Genomic DNA, 22,177 nt, shown 5'->3' with positions numbered 1-22,177 from the left:
TTCCGGTTTTTGCTGGGCCAGGTTGACACAGTTGACAGTGTCCTGGGAATTGAATTCGCTATCCCTCGATACGAGAGAAATCCGCCACTTTGTGCACTGCAGCACGGAAAGCCGCAAGCAGATCCAGCCGATGTGCCCGCTTGTTTTCTTCATCCGCATTTACCGTCACTTCTTCGAAGAAACGGTCGATGGGTGCACGAAGCGCGGCGAGCGCCGCCATTGCGCCGGAGAAGTCTTCCGCATCAATGGCCACAGCGGCAGCAGGTTCCGACTTTGCGAGAGCATCCATGAGCGCCTTTTCGGCAGGCTCCGGCTCGTAGGAAAGCTCTTTCGCATGGCGGTCCGACATCTTGGCATCGATGACAGCCTTCATGTCGGGATCGTCGACCTGGCTCAGCGGGTCTTCCTCACCGGTATGCGCGATTTCGCCCTCGATACCGTGCCAGTCTTCCTTCTTGAGGATATTGGCAGCGCGCTTGTAGCCTGCGAGGAGGTTGGCGCCGTCTTCTGTTCCGAGAAACGATTGCAGTGCGGCAGCGCGTCGGCGAACACGCCAGACATCTCCATCAAGACGAGTACCAAGATCAGTGGAAGCCTGCACAACGTCGTAACGTACACCGGCGTCTTTCATCATCACGCCGAGGCGGTCTTGCAAAAAATCTTCAACTTGCAGCCCTGGTCCAACGGTTTTGTCGGTGCTCCATGACCGTGCGATTTCGCTCACCAGCGCGCGAACCTGATTGGCTTCCACAAGGCGAATGACCGCGATAGCCGCACGACGAAGTGCGAACGGGTCCTTAGAGCCCGTCGGCAATTCTCCAATCTCGAAAAACCCGAAAAGCGTATCCAGCTTGTCCGCCAAGCTCAGGGCCACCGTCACCGGCGCGGTGGGCACGTCGTCGCCCTGCCCGACCGGCTTATAGTGATCGCGGATGGCGCCGGCGACTGCATCAGGCAGCCCCTCGGCACGGGCGTAGTAGCCGCCCATCAGGCCCTGCAGTTCGGGAAACTCGCCGACCATTTCAGTGACGAGGTCGGCCTTGGCGAGGCGTGCGGCCTGTTCGGCCATGTCCGCCAGTTCCGAAACCGTTCGTGCTGAGCTTGTCGAAGCACCGCTCTTTTCTTCCGGCGCAGACTCTGCAGTGAAGGACAGCCCTTCGACAGGCTCAGGGCGAACGGAAGTTGGTTTTACAATCCCTTCTTCCACCAGCCAGCGGGCCAGCTTGGCCACGCGCTCGACCTTGTCGGCGACGGTGCCCAGCTTCTCGTGGAAAGTGATGCGCTCCAGCCCCTTGGCGTGCTCGGCGAGCGACTTCTTACGGTCGACATCCCAGAAAAAGCGCGCGTCGGACAGGCGGGCGGCGAGGACCTTGCGGTTGCCGTCGACCACGCGCGCGCCGCCGTCTTCCGCCTCGATATTGGCGGTGCAGATGAAGGCGTTGGCGAGGTTGCCCCTGTCGTCTTCGCAGACGAAATACTTCTGGTTCACGCGCGCGGTGAGCTGGATCGTCTCGGGCGGAACCTCGAGGAAATCCTCCTCGAACCGGCCGAGGAGCGGGACCGGCCATTCGGTCAGGCCCGCATTCTCGATCACCAGCCCTTCGTCCTCGACCAGCTTGAGGCCGGCTTCCGATGCGACCTTTGCTGCGCCGGAGCGGATCAGGTCCTGCCGCTCTTCGTGGTCCACGATCACGTGGCAGGCGCGCAGCTTTTCGGCATAGTCGGCGGCGCTGCCGATGGTGATGTCGCCAGAGTGGTGGAAGCGGTGGCCGAGGGTGACCCAGCCCGAAGTGGCGCCGTGGACCTCGCACTCGACCAGTTCCTCGCCCAGCAGCGCGACGATGCCCGATAGCGGGCGCACCCAGCGCAGGCTCTCGGTGCTGATGGAGGCCGCGCCCCAGCGCATCGACTTGGGCCAGCTGAAATCGCGAATGATCGCCGGGATCGCCTCGGCCAGCAGGTCTCTGGTGGCCCGGCCGGGGATGTTCTTCACGGCGAAATAGGTCGCCCTGCCCTTCACGTCGCGCGTCTGGAGATCGGCCTTGTCGACCCCTGCCTTGCGGCAGAAGCCTTCAAGCGCCTGATCCGGCGCGCCGACCGGCGGGCCCTTCAATTCCTCGCTGACCGCCTGGGTGGCTTCGGGAAGCCCGCGCGCAATCAGCGCGAGGCGGCGCGGGGTCGACCAGACGGTGACCTCGCTCGGAGAAATGCCTGCGCCTTCCATTTCACGACGGAACAGCTTTTCCAGTTCGGCGCGTGCACCCGCCTGCATGCGGGCGGGGATTTCTTCGCTGCGCAGTTCGAGGAGAAAGTCGCTCATGCGCTCCACTCCGGATATTTCTCGGCCCAGACGGGCGCTTCCTTGGCCATGTGCGCTTCGCAGCTGCCGCGCGCCAGATCGCGGACGCGGCCCATGTAGCTGGCGCGTTCCTGCACGCTGATCACGCCGCGTGCCTGCAGCAGGTTGAAGATGTGGCTGGCCTCGACCGCCTGTTCATAGGCGGCGATGGGTACTTCATTGGCAAGCGCGTTCCTGCACTCGGCCTCGGCCTTGTTGAACAGGTCGAACAAGGCATCGGTTTCGGCGACCTCGAAGTTCCACTTCGACATCTGCTTCTCGTTCTCGAGAAACACGTCGCCATAGGAAACGCCGTGCCCGTTGAAGTCGAGATCGTAAACGTTGTCGACGCCCTGGATATACATGGCGAGGCGTTCGAGTCCGTAGGTCAGTTCGCCCGCCACGGGCTTGCAGTCGAAGCCGCCCATCTGCTGGAAATAGGTGAACTGGGTGACTTCCATCCCGTCGCACCAGACCTCCCAGCCCAGCCCCCATGCGCCCAGCGTCGGGCTTTCCCAGTCGTCTTCCACGAAACGAATGTCGTGCTTCAGCGGATCGATGCCGATAACGCGCAGGCTTTCCAGATAGAGGTCCTGTATGTCCGGAGGGCTCGGCTTCAGGATGACCTGATACTGGTAATAGTGCTGCAGCCGGTTCGGGTTCTCGCCATAGCGCCCGTCGGTCGGACGGCGGCAGGGCTGCACGAATGCCGCATTCCACGGCTCCGGCCCCAGCGCGCGCAAGGTGGTAGCGGTGTGAAAGGTGCCCGCGCCCATACGCATATCGTAGGGCTGCAGGATGAGGCACCCGTTCGCGCTCCAGAAATCATGCAGCGCGAGGATCATGTCCTGAAAGGAATTTTGCGGATTACGGTCCATGCGCGGGGCAATGGCGGAAGCGTGAAAACGGGTCAATGCCGCAGTGTGGCGGGAGAGAGAATGACAGGTTTTCGCGACACGATGTCAGGTAGTGTTGACATTGTCAGCGAATCGCGACATATAGTCAGGATAACCTGACATCTGGCCCCGTTTCTTATCGACTTGGCCAAGGAAAATTATCGAGGCGATAATGCAATGAAGAACCGCCTCCGCGTCCTGCGGGCCGAGCGTGAATGGAGCCAGGCCGAACTCGCCGTCCAACTCGATGTCTCGCGCCAGGCCGTGAATGCCATCGAAACCGGCAAACACGATCCCTCCCTGCCACTCGCATTTCGCATCGCCCGACTATTCGACATGCCGATCGAGGACATTTTCGATGATGAACAAGCCTGATATCGACGCGGAGAACTCCAGCCTGCGCCCCGCAGTTTTGCGCGTCACGAAGTTGGTAATCGCCAGTGCCCTGTTCCTGTTCTCTGCTGGATTGGTCACCGGTGGGACAATGGCGGTCGTGGACGGAACAGCGAATCCTTTAAAAGCAGCCGGCATTCTTTCGGTCGGCACCCTCATTGTCGTGGCCTCTGGATGGTGGTTTTGGAAGCTGAAGCCATTGGGACCTGCCGACGAGCCGATTTCGGCCTCTACCCGGCGCACACGCAGGTATTTTGCCCTTTCGCTCGGATTTGGTGTACTCTTGGGGATGGGTTTTGCGATGAGCGGATTGATAAATGGCGACCCCGCCAGCCTCCTCAGCAACGAAGCTATCCCGCGCACTCCTGCCCTTGCACTTTCGGCTGCTTATATCGTGGCGCTACCCATTCTCGGATGGCTCTGGCACCGTTCGATTGACGAACACGAGAATGCCGCCAACAGCAAAGGAGCCCTCGCCGGGATCTACGCTTACTCGATGATCGCGCCAGTATGGTGGGTGGGTGAGCGTGCAGGCTACCTTCCTCCGCAACAACCGATGACCGTTTTCGTCATCGTGATGATCGTATGGGGGCTGGTTTGGGCAGTATCCCGCCGTGCCTGAATTTGATCAAGTACCCATTATGCACACTAATCTCCTGGAAAAGAGAGACAATCCTATGAAACGTTTACTTCTTGCTTCATGCACAGGCCTTGCACTCGCGCTTGGCGGTTGCGCCACGGCGAACGCCCAGGATGTCGAGACCGCCGCTGCGGCAACCGCGCCTTCACCCGCACCCGCTGGCCCCGCTCTCTGGAAAGTGAGCGACGAGGACACGACCATCTATCTGTTCGGGACTGTCCATGTCCTTCCGAGGGACGTCGAATGGTATGACGAGGACATTGCGGCCGCTCTTGAAAGTGCCGACACGCTCATCACCGAAATTCCTGCCGATGCCATGAACGACCCCGCGATGCAGGCGTCCATCATGACCAAGGCAATGCTGCCCGAGGGCCAGACGCTGCGCGAACTGCTCTCCGACGAGGATCGGGCGGTCTATGAGCAGGCGCTCGGCAAGCTGGGGATGCCTCCTGCCGCGTTCGACCGGTTCGAGCCGTGGCTTGCCGGCATGACCATGGCGGTACTGCCGCTGATGCAGAAGGGTTACGATCCGGCCAGCGGTGTCGAGCGAGTGGTAGAAGCGGCGGCCTCCAAAACCGCCACCCGCGGCGCGCTGGAAACCGCAGACCAGCAGATCGACCTGTTCGATACGCTGCCGCAGGAAAGCCAGATCGAATTCCTGATGGCGTCGGCGCGCGACATGGATGGCCTCGTCGCCATGATGGACGAAATGGTCGCCGAATGGCTGGAAGGCGATGCCGATGGCCTGGCAGAGATCATGAATCGCGGACTTACCGACCCGGTCGTGGCAGCGGCGCTCCTCTACCAGCGCAACGAGCGTTGGGCCGAATGGATCGACGAGCGGATGGACGAACCGGGTGCAGTTTTCATCGCGGTCGGTGCAGGCCATCTGGCGGGTGAGAAGAGCGTGCAGGATTACCTGCGTTCACGCGACATCGAGGTGACCCGCCTCCAGTGATCCCTGGCCGACTGCTTGCCGCAACTCTCGCATTGCTGCTCGCGTCATGCGGTAGCGATGCATCGGAACCCTCCGCCGCGGCTTCGGTGGAGGGTTTTCCTGCATTCTACGAAATCACCGGGCGAGACGGAGAGTTGGAGGGCTGGCTCTTCGGAACCGTCCACGCCCTGCCGCCCGATGTCGAATGGCGATCGCAGCGTCTCGATGCCGCTATCGATCAGGCCGACCTGCTGCTGGTCGAGGTGGCCGACCTTTCCGACAGCGAAGGAATGGCACGGATTTTCCGGTCCATGGCATTCGACGCTGTTCCCGCCTCCTCCATCCAAGCGAGGATTGGATCTTCTGCACGAGCGGAATTGGACCTGCTCCTTGCCGAAAGCGGAATTCCGCCCGACCAACTCGACAGGATGGAGAGCTGGGCTGCGGCCCTCACGCTTGCCCAACAGGTTTCCACAGGTGAGCCGCAATATGGCGCCGATCGCGCACTAATCTCCGAATTCGCCGGGCGAACAGTGGTGGAATTCGAAGGTGTACGCGGGCAGCTGTCCCTGTTCGACAGCCTGCCTGAAACCGAGCAGGTCGACCTGCTCGAAGCGGTGATTGCGGAGGCTTCCGACCGCGAAGACCGCGCCTCCGAAATGACGGTAGCATGGAAAACCGGGGACCTCCCTGCCCTCGAAAAGGCTTCCGGCGAAGGATTGCTAGCCGATCCCGAACTCCGCGCGGCATTGCTTACTTCGCGCAACGAGGCCTGGATGTCCCGCCTGCTGCCCTTGCTGGAGAGAAACGAACGACCCCTGATAGCGGTGGGCGCGGCACATCTTTTGGGTCAGGAGGGATTGCCTGCCCTTCTGGCACGCGAAGGTTACACCGTTCGGCGCGTCCAATAGCCTTCGCGCTTGCTTTTCCACCCGCCGCCGCTATAGGCGCGCGCTTCGGCGTCATGGTCATCCCTGGAGGCGTGGCGGACCGAGTAACCTAATTGCATTCGAAAGGTAAGCGACATGAGCGATGCTCTGACACTTCCGGCCGAGACGCGCGAACGGGCTGGCAAGGGAGCCTCCCGTGCACTGCGTCGCGAAGGCCGCGTCCCCGCCGTGATCTATGGCGGCAAGGAAGAACCCACACTGATCCACGTGGAAGAGAAGGAGCTGGTCAAGCAGCTCGGCACCGGCCACTTCATGAACTCGATCGTCGAAATCGAGCTGGGTGGCAAAAAGGTGAAAACCCTTCCCAAGGACGTGTCGCTTCACCCCGTCAACGACCGCCCCGAGCACGTCGATTTCTTCCGTCTTGCCAAGGGTGGCAAGATCGAAGTGCAGGTGCCGGTGGTCTTCATCAATGAAGAGAAGAGCCCGGGTCTCAAGAAGGGCGGCGTGCTGAACATCGTCCGTCACGAGCTGGAACTGGTCTGCGAAAACGACAAGATCCCGGGTGAAATCGAAATCGACGTCACCGGCAAGGAAGTCGGCGATTCGATCCACATCAGCGAAGTAACGCTTCCGGCTGGCAGCGAAAGCGCCATCACCGACCGCGACTTCACCATCGCCACCCTCGTCGCTCCGTCGGCGCTCAAGAAGAGCGAAGGCGCCGAAGGCGAAGATGAAGGCGATACCGATGCGCAGGATGTTCCCGCAACCGAACAGGGTGCGGACGAGGACGCCGAGCAGGAACAGGAAGACAAGAGCGAAGACTAATCCGCTTCTTGCATTCGCAAATCACCAAGGCGCCGGTCTCGAAAGAGGCCGGCGTTCTTGTATTCCGAACCTGCATCCGCAGCTTCGTCCTCGCTAGATGTGCGGCAAGCCGCACCCGTTGCGGGCGGGCAGTCGCCCTTGCCGGGCCTCCCGTCGGCCCGGTTCTTGATCACGGCAGTCAAAGCGCGCCTGCGCATCGCCGCCGCTACCCACCGAGATGCTGCGCCCGGCGCTTGAGGGGCACGCGCAGCATGCTAAGGGCGACACATGCAAATCTGGACAGGCCTTGGAAATCCCGGACCGCAATATGCGATGCACCGGCACAACATCGGTTTCATCGTGTGCGATGCCATTGCCGAAATTCACGCCTTCGGCCCCGTCCAGAAGAAGTTTTCCGGCTGGGTGCAGGAAGGCCGTATCGGCGGCGAGAAGATCGTTCTGCTCAAACCTGCGACCTACATGAACGAGAGCGGTCGCGCGGTGGGCGAGGCGATGCGCTTCTACAAGCTGGAAATCGAGGACCTTACAGTCTTCCACGACGAGCTCGACCTTGCGCCCTTCAAGGTGAAGGTGCGCCGAGGCGGGGGGCTGGCGGGTCACAATGGCCTGCGTTCGATCAACCAGCATCTGGGCCCGGATTTCCGCCGCGTCCGCATAGGCATCGGTCATCCCGGCAGCAAGGATCGGGTTACCGGCCATGTTCTTGGCAATTATGCGAAAGGCGAGATGGACCAGCTTGCCACCATGCTCGGCGCAATCGCCGCAGAGGCCGAATGGCTGGCGAAAGGCGATGATGTGCGCTTCATGAACGACATCGCCCTGCGTATGCAGGAATGATCTGCTAAGGTTCTCCCGAACAGAGGAGACCCGCCCATGCCTAATCTCGATCGTCGAACCTTGCTCGTCGGTGCCGCCGCAACTGGAGCGATCGCCGCGACCGCGGCTCGCGCCCAGTTGGATCAGGTAGAAGCCCCCGCTCCCGACCTGTCGGGTAAAGCCATTCTCATTACCGGCTGCTCATCCGGCTTCGGTCGCCTTTCCGCGGAGCATTTCGCGCGGCTCGGCGCGACGGTCTTCGCGACCATGCGCAATACGCCGCGGCCCGAAGCAGAGGAACTCAAGCAACTGGCCAGCGACGAGAAGCTGGACATTCGCGTCATGCGGCTCGACGTTCTGCTCGATCAGGAGATAGCCGATGCAGTCGGCGCAGCCGAACGCGAGCTGGGTCGCGGGCTGGACATTTTGGTCAACAATGCAGGCATCGGCATCACGGGCCCGGCCGAGGTCCAAGACATGGAGGCGACCCGGCTCGCCTTCGACACCAATGTCTTCGGTTATCACCGCATGGTGCGCGCAGTGCTGCCCAAAATGCGGGCGCGCAAGCAGGGGCACATCTTCAACATCTCGAGCCAGTTGGGCCGCGTGATCGTTCCCTATTCGGGGCACTATTCGGCAACGAAATTCGCCGTGGAAGCAATGGGCGAACAACTGGCTTATGAGCTGGTGCCACACGGCATCGGTGTCACGATCATCGAACCGGGCGGCTATCCGACCAAGGTCTGGGTAAACCGTAATCGTTATTCCGCCGAACTGAAGGCGCGCGCGGCAGAGCAGCACCTCGAAGGCTATCCGCAGGTTGTTGCCCGGATGGGCGAGGAAGACGGTTCGGGCCGCAGTGCCGATCCGATGGACATACCCCGCGCCATGGCCCGCGTCCTCGGCATGCCGCCCGGAACGCGCCCGGTCCGCCTGCCGGTCAGCGGAGGCGACATCCCGCAGACCGCGATAAACGAGGTAACGGCGAAAACACAGGTCGGATGGCTGGGAGAAAGCGGGTATGGGCCGCTGATCAAGGCGGTGCACAATGTCTGACATGCTGGCATTCCCCGCCTGTCGCCGCTAAGGGCGCGGCCAGACCATTATTTCCGGAGTTTTAGATGGGTTTCCGTTGCGGGATCGTCGGCCTGCCGAATGTCGGCAAGTCCACCCTTTTCAATGCATTGACCGAAACGCAGGCCGCACAGGCTGCGAACTATCCGTTCTGCACGATTGAACCGAATGTAGGCCAGGTCTCCGTACCCGATCCGCGTCTGGACAAGATCGCTGCAATCGCGGGTTCGGCCAAGATCATCCCGACACAGCTTGCTTTCGTCGACATCGCTGGCCTCGTCAAAGGCGCCAGCCAGGGCGAAGGCCTCGGCAACCAGTTCCTCGGCAATATCCGCGAGGTGGACGCCATCGTCCATGTCCTGCGCTGTTTCGAAGACGATGACATCCAGCATGTGTCGAACAAGGTCGATCCGATTGCCGATGCCGAGGTGGTCGAAACCGAACTGATGCTGTCCGATCTCGAAAGCCTGGAAAAGCGAGTCCCCGCTGCTGAAAAGCGCGCCACGGCCGGCGACAAGGAAGCGAAGATCACCGCCAGCGTGCTGGGACAGGCGCTCGCCTTGCTGCGAGACGGCAAGCCCGCCCGCCTGACCGAACCGAACGACGAGGAAGAAGCCCGCGTCCTTCGCCAGGCGCAGCTGCTCACCGCCAAGCCGGTGCTCTACGTCTGCAATGTGGGTGAAGAAGACGCGTCCAAGGGGAATGCCTTCTCCGACCTCGTGTTCGAAAAGGCCAAGGCCGAAGGTGCGCAAGCGGTGGTCGTATCCGCCGCGATCGAAAGCGAACTGGTGTCGATGGATGCGGAAGACCGCACCGAATATCTCACCGAGCTTGGCCTAGAGGAAAGCGGGCTCTCCCGCGTGATCAAGGCGGGCTACAAGCTGCTCGGCCTCAACACCTTCTTCACCGCCGGGCCGAAGGAATCACGCGCATGGACCTTCCCCGAAGGCGCCAAGGCCCCGCAGGCGGCGGGTGAAATCCACACCGATTTCGAGCGCGGCTTTATTCGTGCTGAAACAATTGCATACGATGACTACATCGCGCTGAACGGCGAAAGCGGTGCACGCGAGGCGGGCAAGCTGCGCCAGGAAGGCAAGGAATACCTCGTCAAGGATGGCGACGTAATGCTGTTCAAATTCAACGTCTGATAGCGGGAAAACAGGTCGCCATGAAGAAGTTCGTCACTGCCCTCGCCCTTGCTGCGGCTGCTGTTCTCCCGGCCTGCGCTCCGCAGGTCGAAAGCGTCTCGTCGGTACAGGCGGAACAGCGCGAACCGGTGACGATCCTCGTCTCTATCGACGGTTTCCATCCCTCCTATCTCGATCGCGGAATTACACCGACGCTTTCCTCGCTTGCAGCCGGCGGCGTGAGCGCGGCGATGCGTCCGTCCTTCCCCACCAAGACCTTCCCCAATCACTGGACGCTCGTGACCGGGCTCGTGCCCGATCACCACGGTATCACCGCCAACCGCATGGAAGACAAAACCCGTCCCGACGAGGTTTTCACCATGGCCACCGTAGATCCCTATTGGTGGAACGACGCCAAGCCCGTCTGGGTCGAAGCGGAAGAAGCGGGTATCCGCTCCGCGGCCATGTTCTGGCCCGGTTCGGCTGTTCCGTGGGGCGGCACTGCGCAGGGCTGGGGCCCGGTCGAAGACGGAACCTTGCCGAGCGACTGGCAGCAGTTTTCGATGCAGGTCTCGAACACCCAGCGCGTGAACTCCGTACTCGACTGGCTGCGCCGTCCGGCGGATATCCGGCCCGAGTTCCTGACGCTCTATTTCGACACGGTCGACACCGCGGGCCATGATGCAGGGCCGGACAGCGAGGAAGTGAACGCCGCGCTGCGCGATGTCGACGCGCATATCGGCATGCTCGTCGAAGGACTGCGTGAATTCGGCCAGCCCGCCAATCTCGTGATCGTATCCGACCACGGCATGGCCGCCACGAGTTCGGATCGCGTGATCGCACTCGACGAAATCCTCGACAGTTCTCTCTATCGACTGGTGCAAGGAGGCGCCTATGCCACTTTCGAACCGGCGGAAGGGAAAGCCGACGCGTTCCGGGAAGCTATCCTTGCGGACCACGAACACATGACCTGCTGGGCGAAGGAAGACATTCCCGCCCGCTACAACTACGGCACGCATGACCGCATCCCGCCTTACCTGTGTCTTCCGGAGACAGGATGGACGATAACGCCCACCGCACCTACCTCCAGCTGGACGGGTGGCAACCACGGATACGATCCTTACGCGCCAGAGATGCTGTCGCTTTTCATCGCCAACGGTCCGGCTTTCCGGAACGGCGCCGCAATGCCAGTTTTCGACAATACCGATGTCGCCCCGCTGTTGCGCCATCTCGTAGGCCTGCCTCAGGCCGCCCGTGCCGACGGCTCGATTGACACCTTTCGTCCCGCCCTGTCCACAGGCAATTGATCACCGAGGCGGAACGCACATCCTCCCCTGCCGTTAGCCGTGCAAACCAGGGGAGATTCCAAGGTGATAGACAAGTCCGAAAAGTTCAGCTGGCTCGTGCGGGTCGGGTATTTCAGCCGTGCGATCCTGTATTTCGTACTCGGGCTCATCGCCCTGACAAGCTCCAGCAAGATTGCCGAAGGCACCAACGGGATCTTCCGCGCGATTGATGATTACCCCGCCGGGACATTGATCCTGTGGATCATGGTCGTCGGACTTGTTGCCTATGCACTGTTCCGCTTCTGCTCCCCCCTGTTCGATATCGAGAACACCGGATCGGACAGCAAAGGTTGGGCCAAACGTATCGGCCACGCCGGTAGCGGTATCGCTCACCTCGTACTTGCCTATTCCGCCTACAAGTTCGCCACCAGCGGCAGCCCCGGCGGCAATGGAGGTGCACAGGAAGCTGCCTCGGGCGTGCTGTCGATGGAGTTCGGCGGAGCAATTCTTGGCCTGCTTGGTGTCGCCTTTTTCGCCGCTGCCGTCTTTCAGGTGAAGAAGGGCATGACCGGCGAATTCATGAACCGCATTTCAGGCCGCGCCCCTGACGCGACGCGCTGGCTCGGCGGCGCAGGCTACATCGCCCGCGGCGTGGTCTATACCGTTATCGGCTGGTCGCTGTTCAAGGCGGGCTTCATGTCGAGCGGCGCAGGCCAGGTGAAAACGCTGGGCGATGCCGTGGCAAGCCTTGCCGGGGAAGGTTTCATCTTTACGCTGACCGCGATCGGCCTGATGCTGTTCGGTCTCTTCAGTCTGGTGCTCGCTCGCTATCGTATCATTCCGGAGCTCGACAGCAGTGCCGGTGTCCCCAAATTCCGCGCTTGAAACTCACTTGACCAGACAGCGGCCAGCAGGGTGAACACATTCGACCAGTTTATCCTGCTGGTTCGCGCCAGCTTTCGGATACAGGATCGGAGCCAACGCCTTTATAAATTGCATATTGCAACGCATCTCGGACTGGACCAAAGATCGACGAATGAAATTTTACGAAGATCTCGAAATCGGCGCGACCAGCAACTTCGGTGTTTACGAGGTTACACGCGAAGAGGTGATGGAATTCGCCTCGAAATACGATCCCCAGCCATTCCACCTGGACGACGAGGCCGCCGCACAAACACATTTCGGCAGGCTGTCGGCCAGCGGCTGGCACACATGTTCCATGACCATGCGCATGATGGTCGAAAACATGAAAAGCGAAAAATCGGCCGGTCTTGGTTCGCCGGGGATCGACCAGCTGCGCTGGAAAAAACCTGTCTATCCCGGCGATACACTGCGCTGCGAAACCGAAGTGATCGAAAAGCGCCGCAGCGCGTCACGGCCAGAAATGGGCATTTTCAAAAGCCGTATCCGCACCTTCAACCAGAACGATGAAATCGTGCTTGAAATGGTTTCCAATGGCCTGATCCGGACCCGTGATCCGGAAGGTTCTGACTAACTCAGGCTCCGCACTGGGTCAGGCCTTTGGCCTTGTATACCACAGCGTCGGTGCCATCCCTGACAGTCAGCGTGCCTCGATAATCGGTGGTCTCGTGCCCGCTTTGTGTTCCGCCCGCTTCCTCGAGATCGAGCACAAAGGAATATTCCCGGCCATCGTATTTACGCCGCGCCAGGTACGGTAGCTCGTCACTACCCATATCCGCCGCGAATATCATCAATTCACCTTTGCGAATCATGTAACCCTTGTCCGCCATCCCGATCGCAACCGCTCCGAGCCCGCCGCCATCGGGCACGAAGCTGCATCCCGCACCATATAAATCGTATTTTTCAATTTCCGGATAGCGGATGGGATCGAGCACGAGTTCTTCCGGCGGCGGTTTCTGATTGGCTTTGACCTCCGCCACGGCCTGCTGGCGCGCAGCTTCTTTTTCGGCAGGCGTAGGTTCGTCGCAGGCCAGAAGCGCGAAGGGCAGTGCCAAGGCAATCCAGCGCATCAATGTCTCCCGAACAGCTTTTCGACATCTTCCATCGAGAGCTTAACCCACGTGGGCCGTCCATGGTTGCATTGGCCCGAGCGCGGGGTGCGTTCCATCTCGCGCAAAAGAGAATTCATCTCGTCGACGCGCAATACGCGCCCTGCCCTCACTGAACCGTGGCAGGCCATCGTGGCGAGCACGAGGTCGAGCTTCTCGCCAAGATGCAGCGCCTCCCCGTTCAGGGCCAGATCGTCGTCGATATCGCGCAGCAATTTCTCGGGATCGGTTCGCGCGATGGCATGCGGCAGGCTCCGCACCAGCATGGCCGAGGGGCCGAAGCGTTCGATGACCAACCCGTGTTTCGCCAGACTTCCTGCCGCTTCTTCCAGCCGGTCGCAGCTTGTTTCTTCCAGTTCCACGACTTCGGGAATAAGCAACGCCTGGCTGCGGGCCACCGCTTCCTCGGCACCCGCCGCCTTCAGCCGCTCGAGCACAAGGCGCTCGTGTGCAGCGTGCTGGTCGACGAGGACCAGGCCATCCTTCGCTTCGGCCACGATATAAGTGTTCGCCACCTGTCCGCGTGCGATGCCCAGGGGATAGTCTGCTTCTTCCCTTGCCACCGGAGCCGCTTCCTCTGCCCGGCCGCGCGGCGCGGCCATGACCTCGGTATCCGGGCCGCGCCAGGTGGAACCCGGTTCGGAAACCCCCTGTCGCGGCGCCGACCAGTCGCGCCCTTCGAAGATGGAACGTAGCGCGGGCGCCGGTTCCGCCCTTTCCGGTTCCTGCTGCCAGCGCGACATTGCTCCCGCATCGGGAGACTGCGCGCTCCGCTTGTCGCCGGTTGCCAGCGCCTGCCTGAGACCGGAGACGATAAATCCGCGCACCACCTGCGCATCGCGAAAGCGTACCTCGGTCTTGGCGGGGTGGACATTTACGTCCACTTCCTCTGGGGGAAGGTCGAGGAACAGCGCCAGCACGGCGTGGCGATCACGCGCAAGCATATCTGCGTATGCGCCGCGCACTGCGCCTGTCAGAAGCCGGTCCTTCACCGGACGGCCATTGACGAAAAGGTATTGGTGATCGGCGATGCCACGGTTGTAGGTAGGCAGACCCGCGATCCCCGTCAGTCGCATCGATCCTCGATCCAGATCGATAGCGACGCCGTTTTCCTTGAGTTCGCGAGCAACCACCTGGGCAACGCGATTGGCCAGCCCTTCTCCGGCCCGAAGGCCAAGGATGCGGCGATCCCCGTGGTCGAGCGTGATTGCAACATCAGGCCGCGCCATCGCGAGGCGTTTTACCACATCCAGACAGGCTGCATACTCGCTGCGCGGGGTACGCAGGAACTTGCGGCGCGCGGGAATCTTGCCGAACAGATTCTCCACCCGCACTAGCGTCCCCGGTGGCAGTGCAGCCGGACCTTCGCTGATCAATTCGCCATGATCGACCACACGCTTCCAGCCCTGCTCCGCACCTTGAGGGCGGCTCTCCAGCGTGAACCGTGAGACGCTGGCTATGCTTGGCAGGGCCTCTCCGCGAAAGCCAAGCGTCGACACCTGTTCGATGGCTTCATCGGGTAGTTTCGAGGTCGCATGTCGTTCCAGCGCCAAAGCCATTTCATCCGGATTCATTCCGCAGCCGTCATCGGTCACTTCGAGGCTCGCCAGCCCGCCCTCGACCAGCTTGACCGCGATGCGCGAAGCACCTGCGTCGATTGCGTTTTCTACCAGCTCCTTGAGCGCGGAAGACGGGCGCTCGACCACCTCTCCGGCAGCGATGCGGTTGACGAGAGTATCGGGCAGGCGTCGTATTTCAGGCATGGACAGGCAACGATAGCGACGAAGCGCGAGGAATCCGAGACGGCGCGTTTGCCTATCCCCCAATTGCCCTAAGGAAATTTTTGGCTTTCGGCGCGTAATATCGCTAAGGCTCCGCCACCGTTTCCTCACGGGTGGATGCGCGCGGCTCCTCACAACCGTCGACTGACCCCGACATCACACGGATTATCGAACGAATATGGGCCTCTGGAATAATATCTTCAAATTTGGCGTGCAGAACATGGCGATCGATCTCGGGACCGCCAATACGCTGGTTTACGTACAGGATCAGGGCATCGTCCTGAACGAACCGAGCGTGGTTGCGCTCGAAACGATCAACGGCATGAAGCGCGTCAAAGCCGTTGGCGATGATGCGAAGATGATGATGGGCAAGACGCCCGACTCGATTGAAGCCATCCGCCCCCTTCGTGACGGCGTGATCGCCGACCTCGACGTGGCAGAGGAAATGATCAAGCACTTCATCCGCAAGGTGAATGGCCGCAAGAGCCTGATGCGTTATCCCGAAATCACCATCTGTGTCCCCTCGGGTTCGACTTCCGTCGAGCGTCGCGCAATCCGCGATGCGGCATCGAATGCCGGTGCCAGCCAGGTCTATCTGATTCTCGAGCCCATGGCTGCGGCCATCGGTGCCGACATGCCGGTTACCGAACCAGTCGGCTCCATGGTCGTCGATATCGGCGGTGGGACGACGGAAGTCGCGGTGCTATCGTTGCGTGGTCTCGCCTACACCACTTCGGTCCGCACCGGCGGTGACAAGATGGATGAAGCCATCGTCTCCTATGTCCGACGACACCACAACCTGCTGATCGGCGAAAGCACTGCCGAGCGTATCAAGAAGGACTATGGCGTCGCACGTCCGCCCGAAGACGGTGTTGGCGAACAGATCACCATCAAGGGCCGCGATCTCGTCAACGGCGTGCCCAAGGAAATTACGATCAACCAGGGTCACATCGCCGAAGCGCTCAGCGAACCGATTGGCGCGATCGTCGAAGGTGTGCGCATCGCACTGGAGAATACGGCGCCAGAACTGGCGGCCGACATCGTCGACCAAGGTATCGTGCTCACCGGCGGCGGAGCGCTGATCGGCGGGCTCGACGAATATCTTCGCGAAGAAACCGGTCTTCCCGTCACGATCGCGGAAGACCCGTTGTCCTGCGTGGCGCTGGGAACGGGACGTGCGATGGAAGATCCGATCTATCGCGGGGTCTTGATGACCGCATAAGGGGGACCCGGCCATGGCGCCGAGCGGCCAGCGGCGCTCCAGCTATTCCAAGCGAGCGCAATACAATCTTTTCACCGGCTACATCGTCGCCGGGGCCGGTGCGCTGATCGGTGCGGTTCTGCTTGGCATATCCTTTTTCCAGCCGGATATATTCGACGGACCGAGAGGTGCCGCGCAAGATGCCGCCTCTCCGGCCACGGAGACGGTCGCAGTGGCACGAACCGGCTCGAAATCTCTGTGGGATTCGATCAGCGGCTATTACCGCGCTGGTTCGAAGAACGCAGAATTGAAGCGCGAGATGGAACTTGCGCGCATTCGCCTCGCAGAAGCAGAGGCACTCCGGCGCGAGAATGTACGTCTCAAAGGCCTTCTCGATCTGCAGGACGAAGAGCGCAAGCCCGTGGCAGTGGCGCGGCTCGTCGGTTCGACTGCGTCGAGCACGCGCCGCTTCGCCTATCTCGGTGCAGGCTCCGAGGACGGAGTAGAAGTGGGAATGCCGGTTCGCTCGGCGCGGGGCGTCGTGGGTCGCATCCTCGAAACCGGGACGACCTCCTCGCGTGTCCTGCTGCTGACCGACAGCGAAAGCGTCTTGCCTGTGATCCGCGCCGGCGACGAAACCGTCGCTTTCGCCGAAGGCCGCGGGGACAGCTTCCTGCGTATCAAGCTCATCAATCTCGGCATCAACCCGCTGGCGGTGGGTGACATGTTCGTGACCAGCGGTGCCGGTGGCTATTATCCACCGGGCATAGCTGTCGCCATTGTAACCGAACTGACCGACGACGGGGCACTCGCGCGCATCGTAAGCGATCCTGCGGCGACCGATTTCGTCTCGGTAGAACCGATCTTCGAACCTGAAGCCGTAGTCGGCTCGCAGACACCGATCGAAGAAGAGCTGGGCGACTGATGGAGCGGATCGAACCGCGCGCCCGGAGTGATGCCTACGGCAGCCGCATCAATCGTTCGCATTCGCCGCTGCTCGCCAATATCATTCCATGGGGCTCTATCCTGATCGGTTCACTTCTGCCGATCTTTCCGATTGCCTCTGCTCTGCCGATAGTACCCCCGCTGGGCTTTCTCATGCTTCTTGCCTGGCGGCTCGTCAGGCCTGGATTGCTCCCCGTGTGGGCCGGTTTCCCGCTTGGGCTGTTCGATGATCTCTACAGCGGGCAACCCTTCGGCTTCGCGATCCTTACCTGGTCCGTCACTCTACTCGTGATCGAAGCGGTGGAAATGCGCTGGCCATGGCGCGCATTCTGGCAGGACTGGTTCACAGCCGGTATATTGGCGGGCAGCTATCTCTGCGCAGGCTGGCTACTTTCCGGTGCCACGCCCACCCTGCCCTCGCTCGTCGCTATCGTGCCCCAACTCGTGTTTACAGTTTTGATCTATCCACTCGTAGCCGTCTTCGTATCCCGTCTCGACGAACTCCGTCTGAGGCGCTGGAGGCGGGTCTGATGGGTTTGTTCGGACGCCGGAGAACTGGTGCGAAACCGCGCGAACTGGTCAGCCAGACCACTCTCGACAACACTTTCGATCGGCGCACCTTCGTGATCGGTGCGGGCATGGGCGGGATCGGGATGATCCTCGCGTCCCGCATGGCCTATATCGCCATTGCAGAAAATGAACGCTGGGTGCTGGAGTCCGAAAGCAACAGGGTGAACCTGTCGCTCATCCCTCCCCGGCGGGGTTGGATACTCGATCGGAACGGTGCGCCGCTAGCCTCCAACCGCGCCGACTTTCGCGTCGATGTCATTCCGGATCGGTTGGCTGATCCGGAAAAGACGCTCGGCGTGCTGTCAAATATCCTCGATTTGTCGACAAACAATTTGGCCGACATATCGAAGCGTATCGAAGAGGCGCGCGGGTTCCAGCCAATCGAGGTGGCTACCGGGCTCAATTACGATCAATTCGCTGCTATAAGCGTTCGCCTTCCCGATCTGCCCGGGGTCGTGCCGCAGCGCGGCTTCTCACGGTTTTATCCCACAGGCCCCAGCGTCGGCCATCTTATCGGCTATGTGGGACCGGCCTCGGCGGAGGAGTATGAGGAAAATCCCGATCCCCTCCTCATCACTCCCGGCTACAAGATCGGGAAGGACGCGCTCGAAGCGCAATTCGAGGAGGAATTGCAAGGTGAACCCGGCGCGCGCCGTGTCGAGGTAACTGCCTCGGGCCGGATTGTACGTGACCTCGAAACGCGGGAAGACAGGCAGGGCGCTTCGGTACGGCTGACGATCGACGGGCCTTTGCAGGATTACGCCGCGCGCCGCATCGGACTTGAAAGCGGCTCCTGCGTCGTCATGGATTGTGAAAGCGGCGACATACTGTGCATGTCTTCCATGCCGAGCTTCGATCCCAACAGCTTTTCTGCTGGGATTGGCCGGGTCGAATACTCCATGCTGCGCGAGGACGAGCGCGTGCCACTGCGCAACAAGGTCCTCAAGGGACTTTACCCGCCCGGTTCTACCGTCAAGCCGATGCATTGCATGGCTTTCCTCGATGCAGGTGTGAAGCCGGACGAAGCGATCATGTGTGGCGGCGGCCGAAGGATCGGAAACCGGTTCTTCAACTGCTGGAGCAATCATGGCCGGGTCGACATGGCCAAGGCCATTTATCAGAGCTGCGACAGCTATTTCTATCACTTCGCGCAACAGATCGGCTTCCAGAAAGTAGCCGAATGGGCGCATAAAATGGGCCTGGGCGAAGAATTCGACCTGCCCGTTGCCAGCCAGTTCTACGGAACGGTCCCGGACCCTGCGTGGAAGCAGCGGAAATACGATCAGGCCTGGCAACCTTACGATACCGTCAACGCTTCGATCGGACAGGGCTATTACCTTGTGAATCCACTCCAGCTTGCCGTGATGAGTGCACGACTTGCGACTGGGTACAAGGTGATGCCGCATCTTCGGATGGATGATCGCAGGCCAAAGTTCGAGCACTTCGATTTCAGTTCGGACGAAATCGACTACGTTCGTCAGGCAATGAGCGATGTGGTCAACGGCCCAGGCACTGCCGGCCGCGCAAGATTGCCGATCGAAGGCATCCAGATGGCGGGCAAGACGGGAACGGCACAGGTCGTCTCGCTCAGCGTTTCGGACGGTAGGAGTGGCCCGTGGAAATATCGCGACCATGGGCTCTTCGTTTTCTTCGCGCCCTTCGACAAGCCGAAATATGCTGGCGCCGTCGTGATTGAACATGGCGGAGGATCGGGCGCAGCCTATCCAATCGCTCGGGATGTGATGACTTTCCTCTTCGACCCTGTGAAGGGAATGGAGGCCTTGCGTCCTCTGGAAGAACAATGGGGTGGCACCGCCTCGCAGCGGCTCGAGGCCAAGTACCGCGCGTACGCCGCAGCAGCTGGCGAAGTTGTGGAACCCGTACCGTTGCGCACCGAACAGATCTTCGATCAGGTTGATGCCGAAGCGCGTCTGGCGCAACGTCAATCGGAAGAACTGGCTCAGCAACAACGCAGCTCCCGGGCCGAAGGTTCGCCGTCTCCTTCAACGCCCAGCGGCCCGTCCTCCATGACTGAGGATCAGGTCGAATGAGCAATATCGTTCCAGCGCCCGTGGCCCGGCAGCCGTGGATGATGCTGTTCCCGCTGTTCGCGCTGATTGGTTTCGGTGCACTTGTTCTCACGTCGGCGGCGGCCGGCAACTTCGAGGCTTACGCGCAGTCGCATTTGATCCGTTTTGCCATTTTCATTGTCATGGCAGTCGTTATTTCACGGTTTGGAAGAGATGTAGTCGGGCTGCTCGCCTACCCGGCCTATATCGCCATCCTGCTGCTCGTGATCGCAGTCGAAATCGTCGGTCAGGTCGGAGGCGGGAGCCAGCGCTGGCTTGAACTCGGCCCGATCCGCATTCAGCCTTCGGAACTCATGAAACCGGCAGTCGTGCTTGCACTGGCTCAATACTACGGCTCGCTTCCCGTCGGCATGGTGCCGACGTGGCGAGCTCTCATGCCTGCCGCCGCGATCATCTTGCTGCCAATGGCCTTCGTACTTCTGCAGCCCGATCTCGGTACGTCGCTTGCCATAGCATTCGGCGGCTTTGTCGTTCTGTTTCTGGCTGGCCTGCCACTGCGCTGGTTCGTGCTCTCGGGCATAGCGGCAATCGCTTTGGCACCCGTCGCATTCTTTGTGGGGCTTCAGGACTATCAGCAGAAGCGCGTTCTGACTTTCCTCGATCCTGAAAATGATCCCTTGGGCGACGGCTATCAAATCACCCAGTCAAAGATCGCAATCGGATCGGGGGGCATGTTCGGCAAAGGCTTCAATGAAGGTTCGCAAAGCCACCTCAACTATCTTCCCGAGCCGCATACGGATTTCGTATTCGCGACCATGGCCGAAGAATGGGGTTTTGCCGGCGGCCTGTTCACAATCGGCGCCTTTGGCCTGATCCTATTCTGGGGTCTCAAGGTAGCGAAAGCGAGTACCGACCGGTTTGCCAAGCTGCTGGCGGCCGGCATGACCGCCACGATCTTCTTCTACGTCGCGATCAATCTGTTAATGGTAATGGGCTTCGCCCCGGTGGTGGGCATACCGCTGCCCTTCATCAGTCACGGCGGCAGCTCGATGATGACCAACATGATCTGCATCGGCGTGCTGATGATGGTTCACAGATGGAACCAGAAGTCGCCTCGGACGGGCCTGATCCTCAGCTGAAGCCTAGAGCTTCACGAGACCGAGTTTCAGTGCCCGAACGGTCGCTGTCACCCGGTCATTCGCTTCGAGTTTTCGTACACCCGCTTTACATAGGTTTTGACCGTCTCCGGCGAAATGTTCAGAATTTCCGCAGTCTCGGTCGCCGATTTGCCGCGCCCCATCCATGTGAGAACTTCTCGTTCGCGCGCGGACAAAATCACTTCTGGCTCTGCATTATCCATCACCTTGCATATCAGGAGATGTGCCGTTTGGAGCAACGTGTGCAGATGTGCCAGACGCCCTGCTTCGAACAGTTCGGGATCTTCGAGGAAAGTCAGCGCAGCGAACGCATCCCGGTTGCGTGGACCGTATAGCGCGAAACCCGCCCAGTTCTCGATCCCGAACTCCTCGATATATCGTTTGGCAGTGGGATCGCCTTTGGCAAGCTGCATTGCTTTTCGCCAAGTAAGTATGTGGCCATGCTCCAGGGTCAGCCGCGGAACCGGATCGATTTGGCGATATCCCTCTCCGAAATACTTTTTCTGGAGATCGAGAGGATAGCCCCGCGCCCAGATGAAAGCGTTATGCGAAGTGGGTGATTCGAAAATTGGAGTGAAATGATAGCTGAACCAGGCCGCGCCCTCTTCTCGGCAAGAATAGTATACGTATTCAAGGATTGCCTCGCAATCCTCCATCCGTTCGATATCTGCCGAAAATGTTCGCATTCGCGCTGAACCGCCGTGGCTGTCCCCCAGCCGCGTGACTATCTTAGCGCATATCGGCGACTATGTGGACACCCGATCGCAGGAGCCCGGTGGAATCCGGACCTTGTGAAAAGGGATCGCGCAATGAAAACGGACAACTACACCTTTGCAGGGAGAGTGGATTCTCGCCATCAAGGGGCAGACGACCTCCACCCGGATCATCAAGGCCAAGATGACGAAAAACTTTCGAACACCATCCTGCGGATCCTGCACCGGAGCGCCGAACAGGGTTTCGCCCTTCCGGTCTACGATCTGCCGCAGATAACCGGCTTCACCCTCAGTGAATGCTTCGGAGGTGTCCGCAAGCTGGAATTCGAAAGACTGGCAAGAATCGAGGATGACCCAACAGACCCTTTCGGTGCCAGGTTGATCCTCCTGGATGACGGAGCAGCTGAGGCCTCGCGCCGGTAAAGGTCGAAATGCCGACTGAAAGTCCACATTGAGACTTTTCATTCGCAGAACAGCCGCTATATGAGCGCCTCCCCGAGTCGGGGCCGCCCGTACCACCGGGCC

General features: G+C 60.6%; 22 protein-coding genes. 17 read left to right on the top strand and 5 right to left on the bottom strand.

Going from position 1 to position 22,177, the window contains the following annotated elements; all coding sequences use genetic code 11:
- Nucleotides 1–58: 58 nt before the first annotated feature.
- Both glyS and K3180_RS05590 read right to left on the bottom strand, forming a co-directional pair.
- Nucleotides 59–2,320: a glycine--tRNA ligase subunit beta gene (glyS, locus tag K3180_RS05595; protein ID WP_221538867.1), complete on the bottom strand. Its 2,262-nt coding sequence runs from the start codon at nt 2,318–2,320 to the stop codon at nt 59–61.
- Complete coding sequence (locus tag K3180_RS05590) at nt 2,317–3,216, bottom strand: glycine--tRNA ligase subunit alpha (RefSeq protein ID WP_221538865.1); 900 nt, start codon at nt 3,214–3,216, stop codon at nt 2,317–2,319. The genes glyS and K3180_RS05590 overlap by 4 nt, the downstream gene beginning before the upstream one ends.
- Nucleotides 3,217–3,411: 195 nt before the next feature.
- On the opposite strand from K3180_RS05590, the gene K3180_RS05585 reads away from it, so the two are divergent.
- The 11 genes from K3180_RS05585 to K3180_RS05535 all read left to right on the top strand — a co-directional run bounded on the left by K3180_RS05585 (nt 3,412) and on the right by K3180_RS05535 (nt 12,720).
- Nucleotides 3,412–3,609 (top strand): helix-turn-helix transcriptional regulator, encoded by a 198-nt coding sequence (locus tag K3180_RS05585; protein WP_221538863.1) that lies wholly within the window; start codon nt 3,412–3,414, stop codon nt 3,607–3,609.
- On the top strand, nt 3,593–4,249 hold the full coding sequence (locus tag K3180_RS05580; protein ID WP_221538861.1) for a hypothetical protein: 657 nt from the start codon (nt 3,593–3,595) through the stop codon (nt 4,247–4,249). The genes K3180_RS05585 and K3180_RS05580 overlap by 17 nt, the downstream gene beginning before the upstream one ends.
- A 55-nt stretch (nt 4,250–4,304) precedes the next feature.
- A complete protein-coding gene (locus K3180_RS05575) occupies nt 4,305–5,225 on the top strand; it encodes a TraB/GumN family protein (protein WP_221538860.1) in 921 nt (306 codons plus the stop codon).
- Complete coding sequence (locus K3180_RS05570; protein WP_221538858.1) at nt 5,222–6,115, top strand: TraB/GumN family protein; 894 nt, start codon at nt 5,222–5,224, stop codon at nt 6,113–6,115. The genes K3180_RS05575 and K3180_RS05570 overlap by 4 nt, the downstream gene beginning before the upstream one ends.
- A gap of 114 nt (nt 6,116–6,229) precedes the next feature.
- Nucleotides 6,230–6,922, top strand: coding sequence for a 50S ribosomal protein L25/general stress protein Ctc (locus K3180_RS05565; protein WP_221538856.1), 693 nt, complete (start codon nt 6,230–6,232; stop codon nt 6,920–6,922).
- 267 nt (nt 6,923–7,189) lie between these two features.
- Nucleotides 7,190–7,759 (top strand): aminoacyl-tRNA hydrolase, encoded by a 570-nt coding sequence (gene pth / locus K3180_RS05560; protein ID WP_221538854.1) that lies wholly within the window; start codon nt 7,190–7,192, stop codon nt 7,757–7,759.
- A 36-nt stretch (nt 7,760–7,795) separates the two neighbouring features.
- Nucleotides 7,796–8,794 carry an SDR family oxidoreductase gene (locus K3180_RS05555; protein WP_221538852.1) on the top strand — a complete coding sequence of 333 codons (999 nt, stop codon included), beginning with the start codon at nt 7,796–7,798 and terminating at the stop codon, nt 8,792–8,794.
- A gap of 65 nt (nt 8,795–8,859) precedes the next feature.
- Nucleotides 8,860–9,960, top strand: a complete 1,101-nt coding sequence (gene ychF / locus K3180_RS05550) for a redox-regulated ATPase YchF (protein ID WP_221538850.1) — start codon at nt 8,860–8,862, stop codon at nt 9,958–9,960.
- Nucleotides 9,961–9,980: 20 nt separating this feature from the next.
- Nucleotides 9,981–11,246 (top strand): alkaline phosphatase family protein, encoded by a 1,266-nt coding sequence (locus tag K3180_RS05545; protein WP_221538849.1) that lies wholly within the window; start codon nt 9,981–9,983, stop codon nt 11,244–11,246.
- A gap of 63 nt (nt 11,247–11,309) precedes the next feature.
- Nucleotides 11,310–12,110 carry a DUF1206 domain-containing protein gene (locus K3180_RS05540; RefSeq protein ID WP_221538847.1) on the top strand — a complete coding sequence of 267 codons (801 nt, stop codon included), beginning with the start codon at nt 11,310–11,312 and terminating at the stop codon, nt 12,108–12,110.
- Nucleotides 12,111–12,261: 151 nt separating this feature from the next.
- Complete coding sequence (locus K3180_RS05535) at nt 12,262–12,720, top strand: MaoC family dehydratase (RefSeq protein ID WP_221538845.1); 459 nt, start codon at nt 12,262–12,264, stop codon at nt 12,718–12,720.
- A gap of 1 nt (nt 12,721) precedes the next feature.
- Here the strand turns inward: K3180_RS05535 and K3180_RS05530 are convergent, their stop codons facing one another.
- Both K3180_RS05530 and mutL read right to left on the bottom strand, forming a co-directional pair.
- On the bottom strand, nt 12,722–13,216 hold the full coding sequence (locus K3180_RS05530; protein WP_221538843.1) for a hypothetical protein: 495 nt from the start codon (nt 13,214–13,216) through the stop codon (nt 12,722–12,724).
- On the bottom strand, nt 13,216–15,018 hold the full coding sequence (gene mutL / locus K3180_RS05525; RefSeq protein WP_221538841.1) for a DNA mismatch repair endonuclease MutL: 1,803 nt from the start codon (nt 15,016–15,018) through the stop codon (nt 13,216–13,218). The genes K3180_RS05530 and mutL overlap by 1 nt, the downstream gene beginning before the upstream one ends.
- A gap of 196 nt (nt 15,019–15,214) precedes the next feature.
- On the opposite strand from mutL, the gene K3180_RS05520 reads away from it, so the two are divergent.
- From K3180_RS05520 to rodA, 5 genes are read left to right on the top strand one after another with little or no spacing between them, the layout of a single operon-like run.
- Nucleotides 15,215–16,258 (top strand): rod shape-determining protein, encoded by a 1,044-nt coding sequence (locus K3180_RS05520; protein WP_221538839.1) that lies wholly within the window; start codon nt 15,215–15,217, stop codon nt 16,256–16,258.
- 13 nt (nt 16,259–16,271) lie between these two features.
- Nucleotides 16,272–17,162 (top strand): rod shape-determining protein MreC, encoded by an 891-nt coding sequence (locus K3180_RS05515; protein ID WP_221538837.1) that lies wholly within the window; start codon nt 16,272–16,274, stop codon nt 17,160–17,162.
- The gene (locus K3180_RS05510) at nt 17,162–17,713 is read left to right on the top strand and encodes a rod shape-determining protein MreD (protein ID WP_221538835.1); all 552 of its coding nucleotides are present in this window, start codon (nt 17,162–17,164) and stop codon (nt 17,711–17,713) included. Before K3180_RS05515 ends, K3180_RS05510 begins: the two co-directional genes overlap by 1 nt.
- Nucleotides 17,713–19,803, top strand: a complete 2,091-nt coding sequence (mrdA, locus tag K3180_RS05505; RefSeq protein ID WP_221538833.1) for a penicillin-binding protein 2 — start codon at nt 17,713–17,715, stop codon at nt 19,801–19,803. The genes K3180_RS05510 and mrdA overlap by 1 nt, the downstream gene beginning before the upstream one ends.
- Nucleotides 19,800–20,921: a rod shape-determining protein RodA gene (gene rodA, locus K3180_RS05500; RefSeq protein ID WP_221538831.1), complete on the top strand. Its 1,122-nt coding sequence runs from the start codon at nt 19,800–19,802 to the stop codon at nt 20,919–20,921. The genes mrdA and rodA overlap by 4 nt, the downstream gene beginning before the upstream one ends.
- Nucleotides 20,922–20,968: 47 nt before the next feature.
- On the opposite strand, the gene K3180_RS05495 is transcribed toward rodA, so the two are convergent.
- Nucleotides 20,969–21,625 carry a helix-turn-helix transcriptional regulator gene (locus K3180_RS05495; protein ID WP_221538829.1) on the bottom strand — a complete coding sequence of 219 codons (657 nt, stop codon included), beginning with the start codon at nt 21,623–21,625 and terminating at the stop codon, nt 20,969–20,971.
- Nucleotides 21,626–21,748: 123 nt separating this feature from the next.
- On the opposite strand from K3180_RS05495, the gene K3180_RS05490 reads away from it, so the two are divergent.
- Nucleotides 21,749–22,075: a hypothetical protein gene (locus tag K3180_RS05490; RefSeq protein WP_221538827.1), complete on the top strand. Its 327-nt coding sequence runs from the start codon at nt 21,749–21,751 to the stop codon at nt 22,073–22,075.
- The last annotated feature ends 102 nt before the right edge of the window (nt 22,076–22,177 follow it).

The organism is Qipengyuania huizhouensis (assembly GCF_019711635.1).
In the GTDB taxonomy this organism is placed as follows: Bacteria; Pseudomonadota; Alphaproteobacteria; order Sphingomonadales; family Sphingomonadaceae; genus Qipengyuania; species Qipengyuania huizhouensis.
Note: the sequence above shows the minus strand (reverse complement) of the source record. Positions and strands in the feature narration are given on the sequence as shown.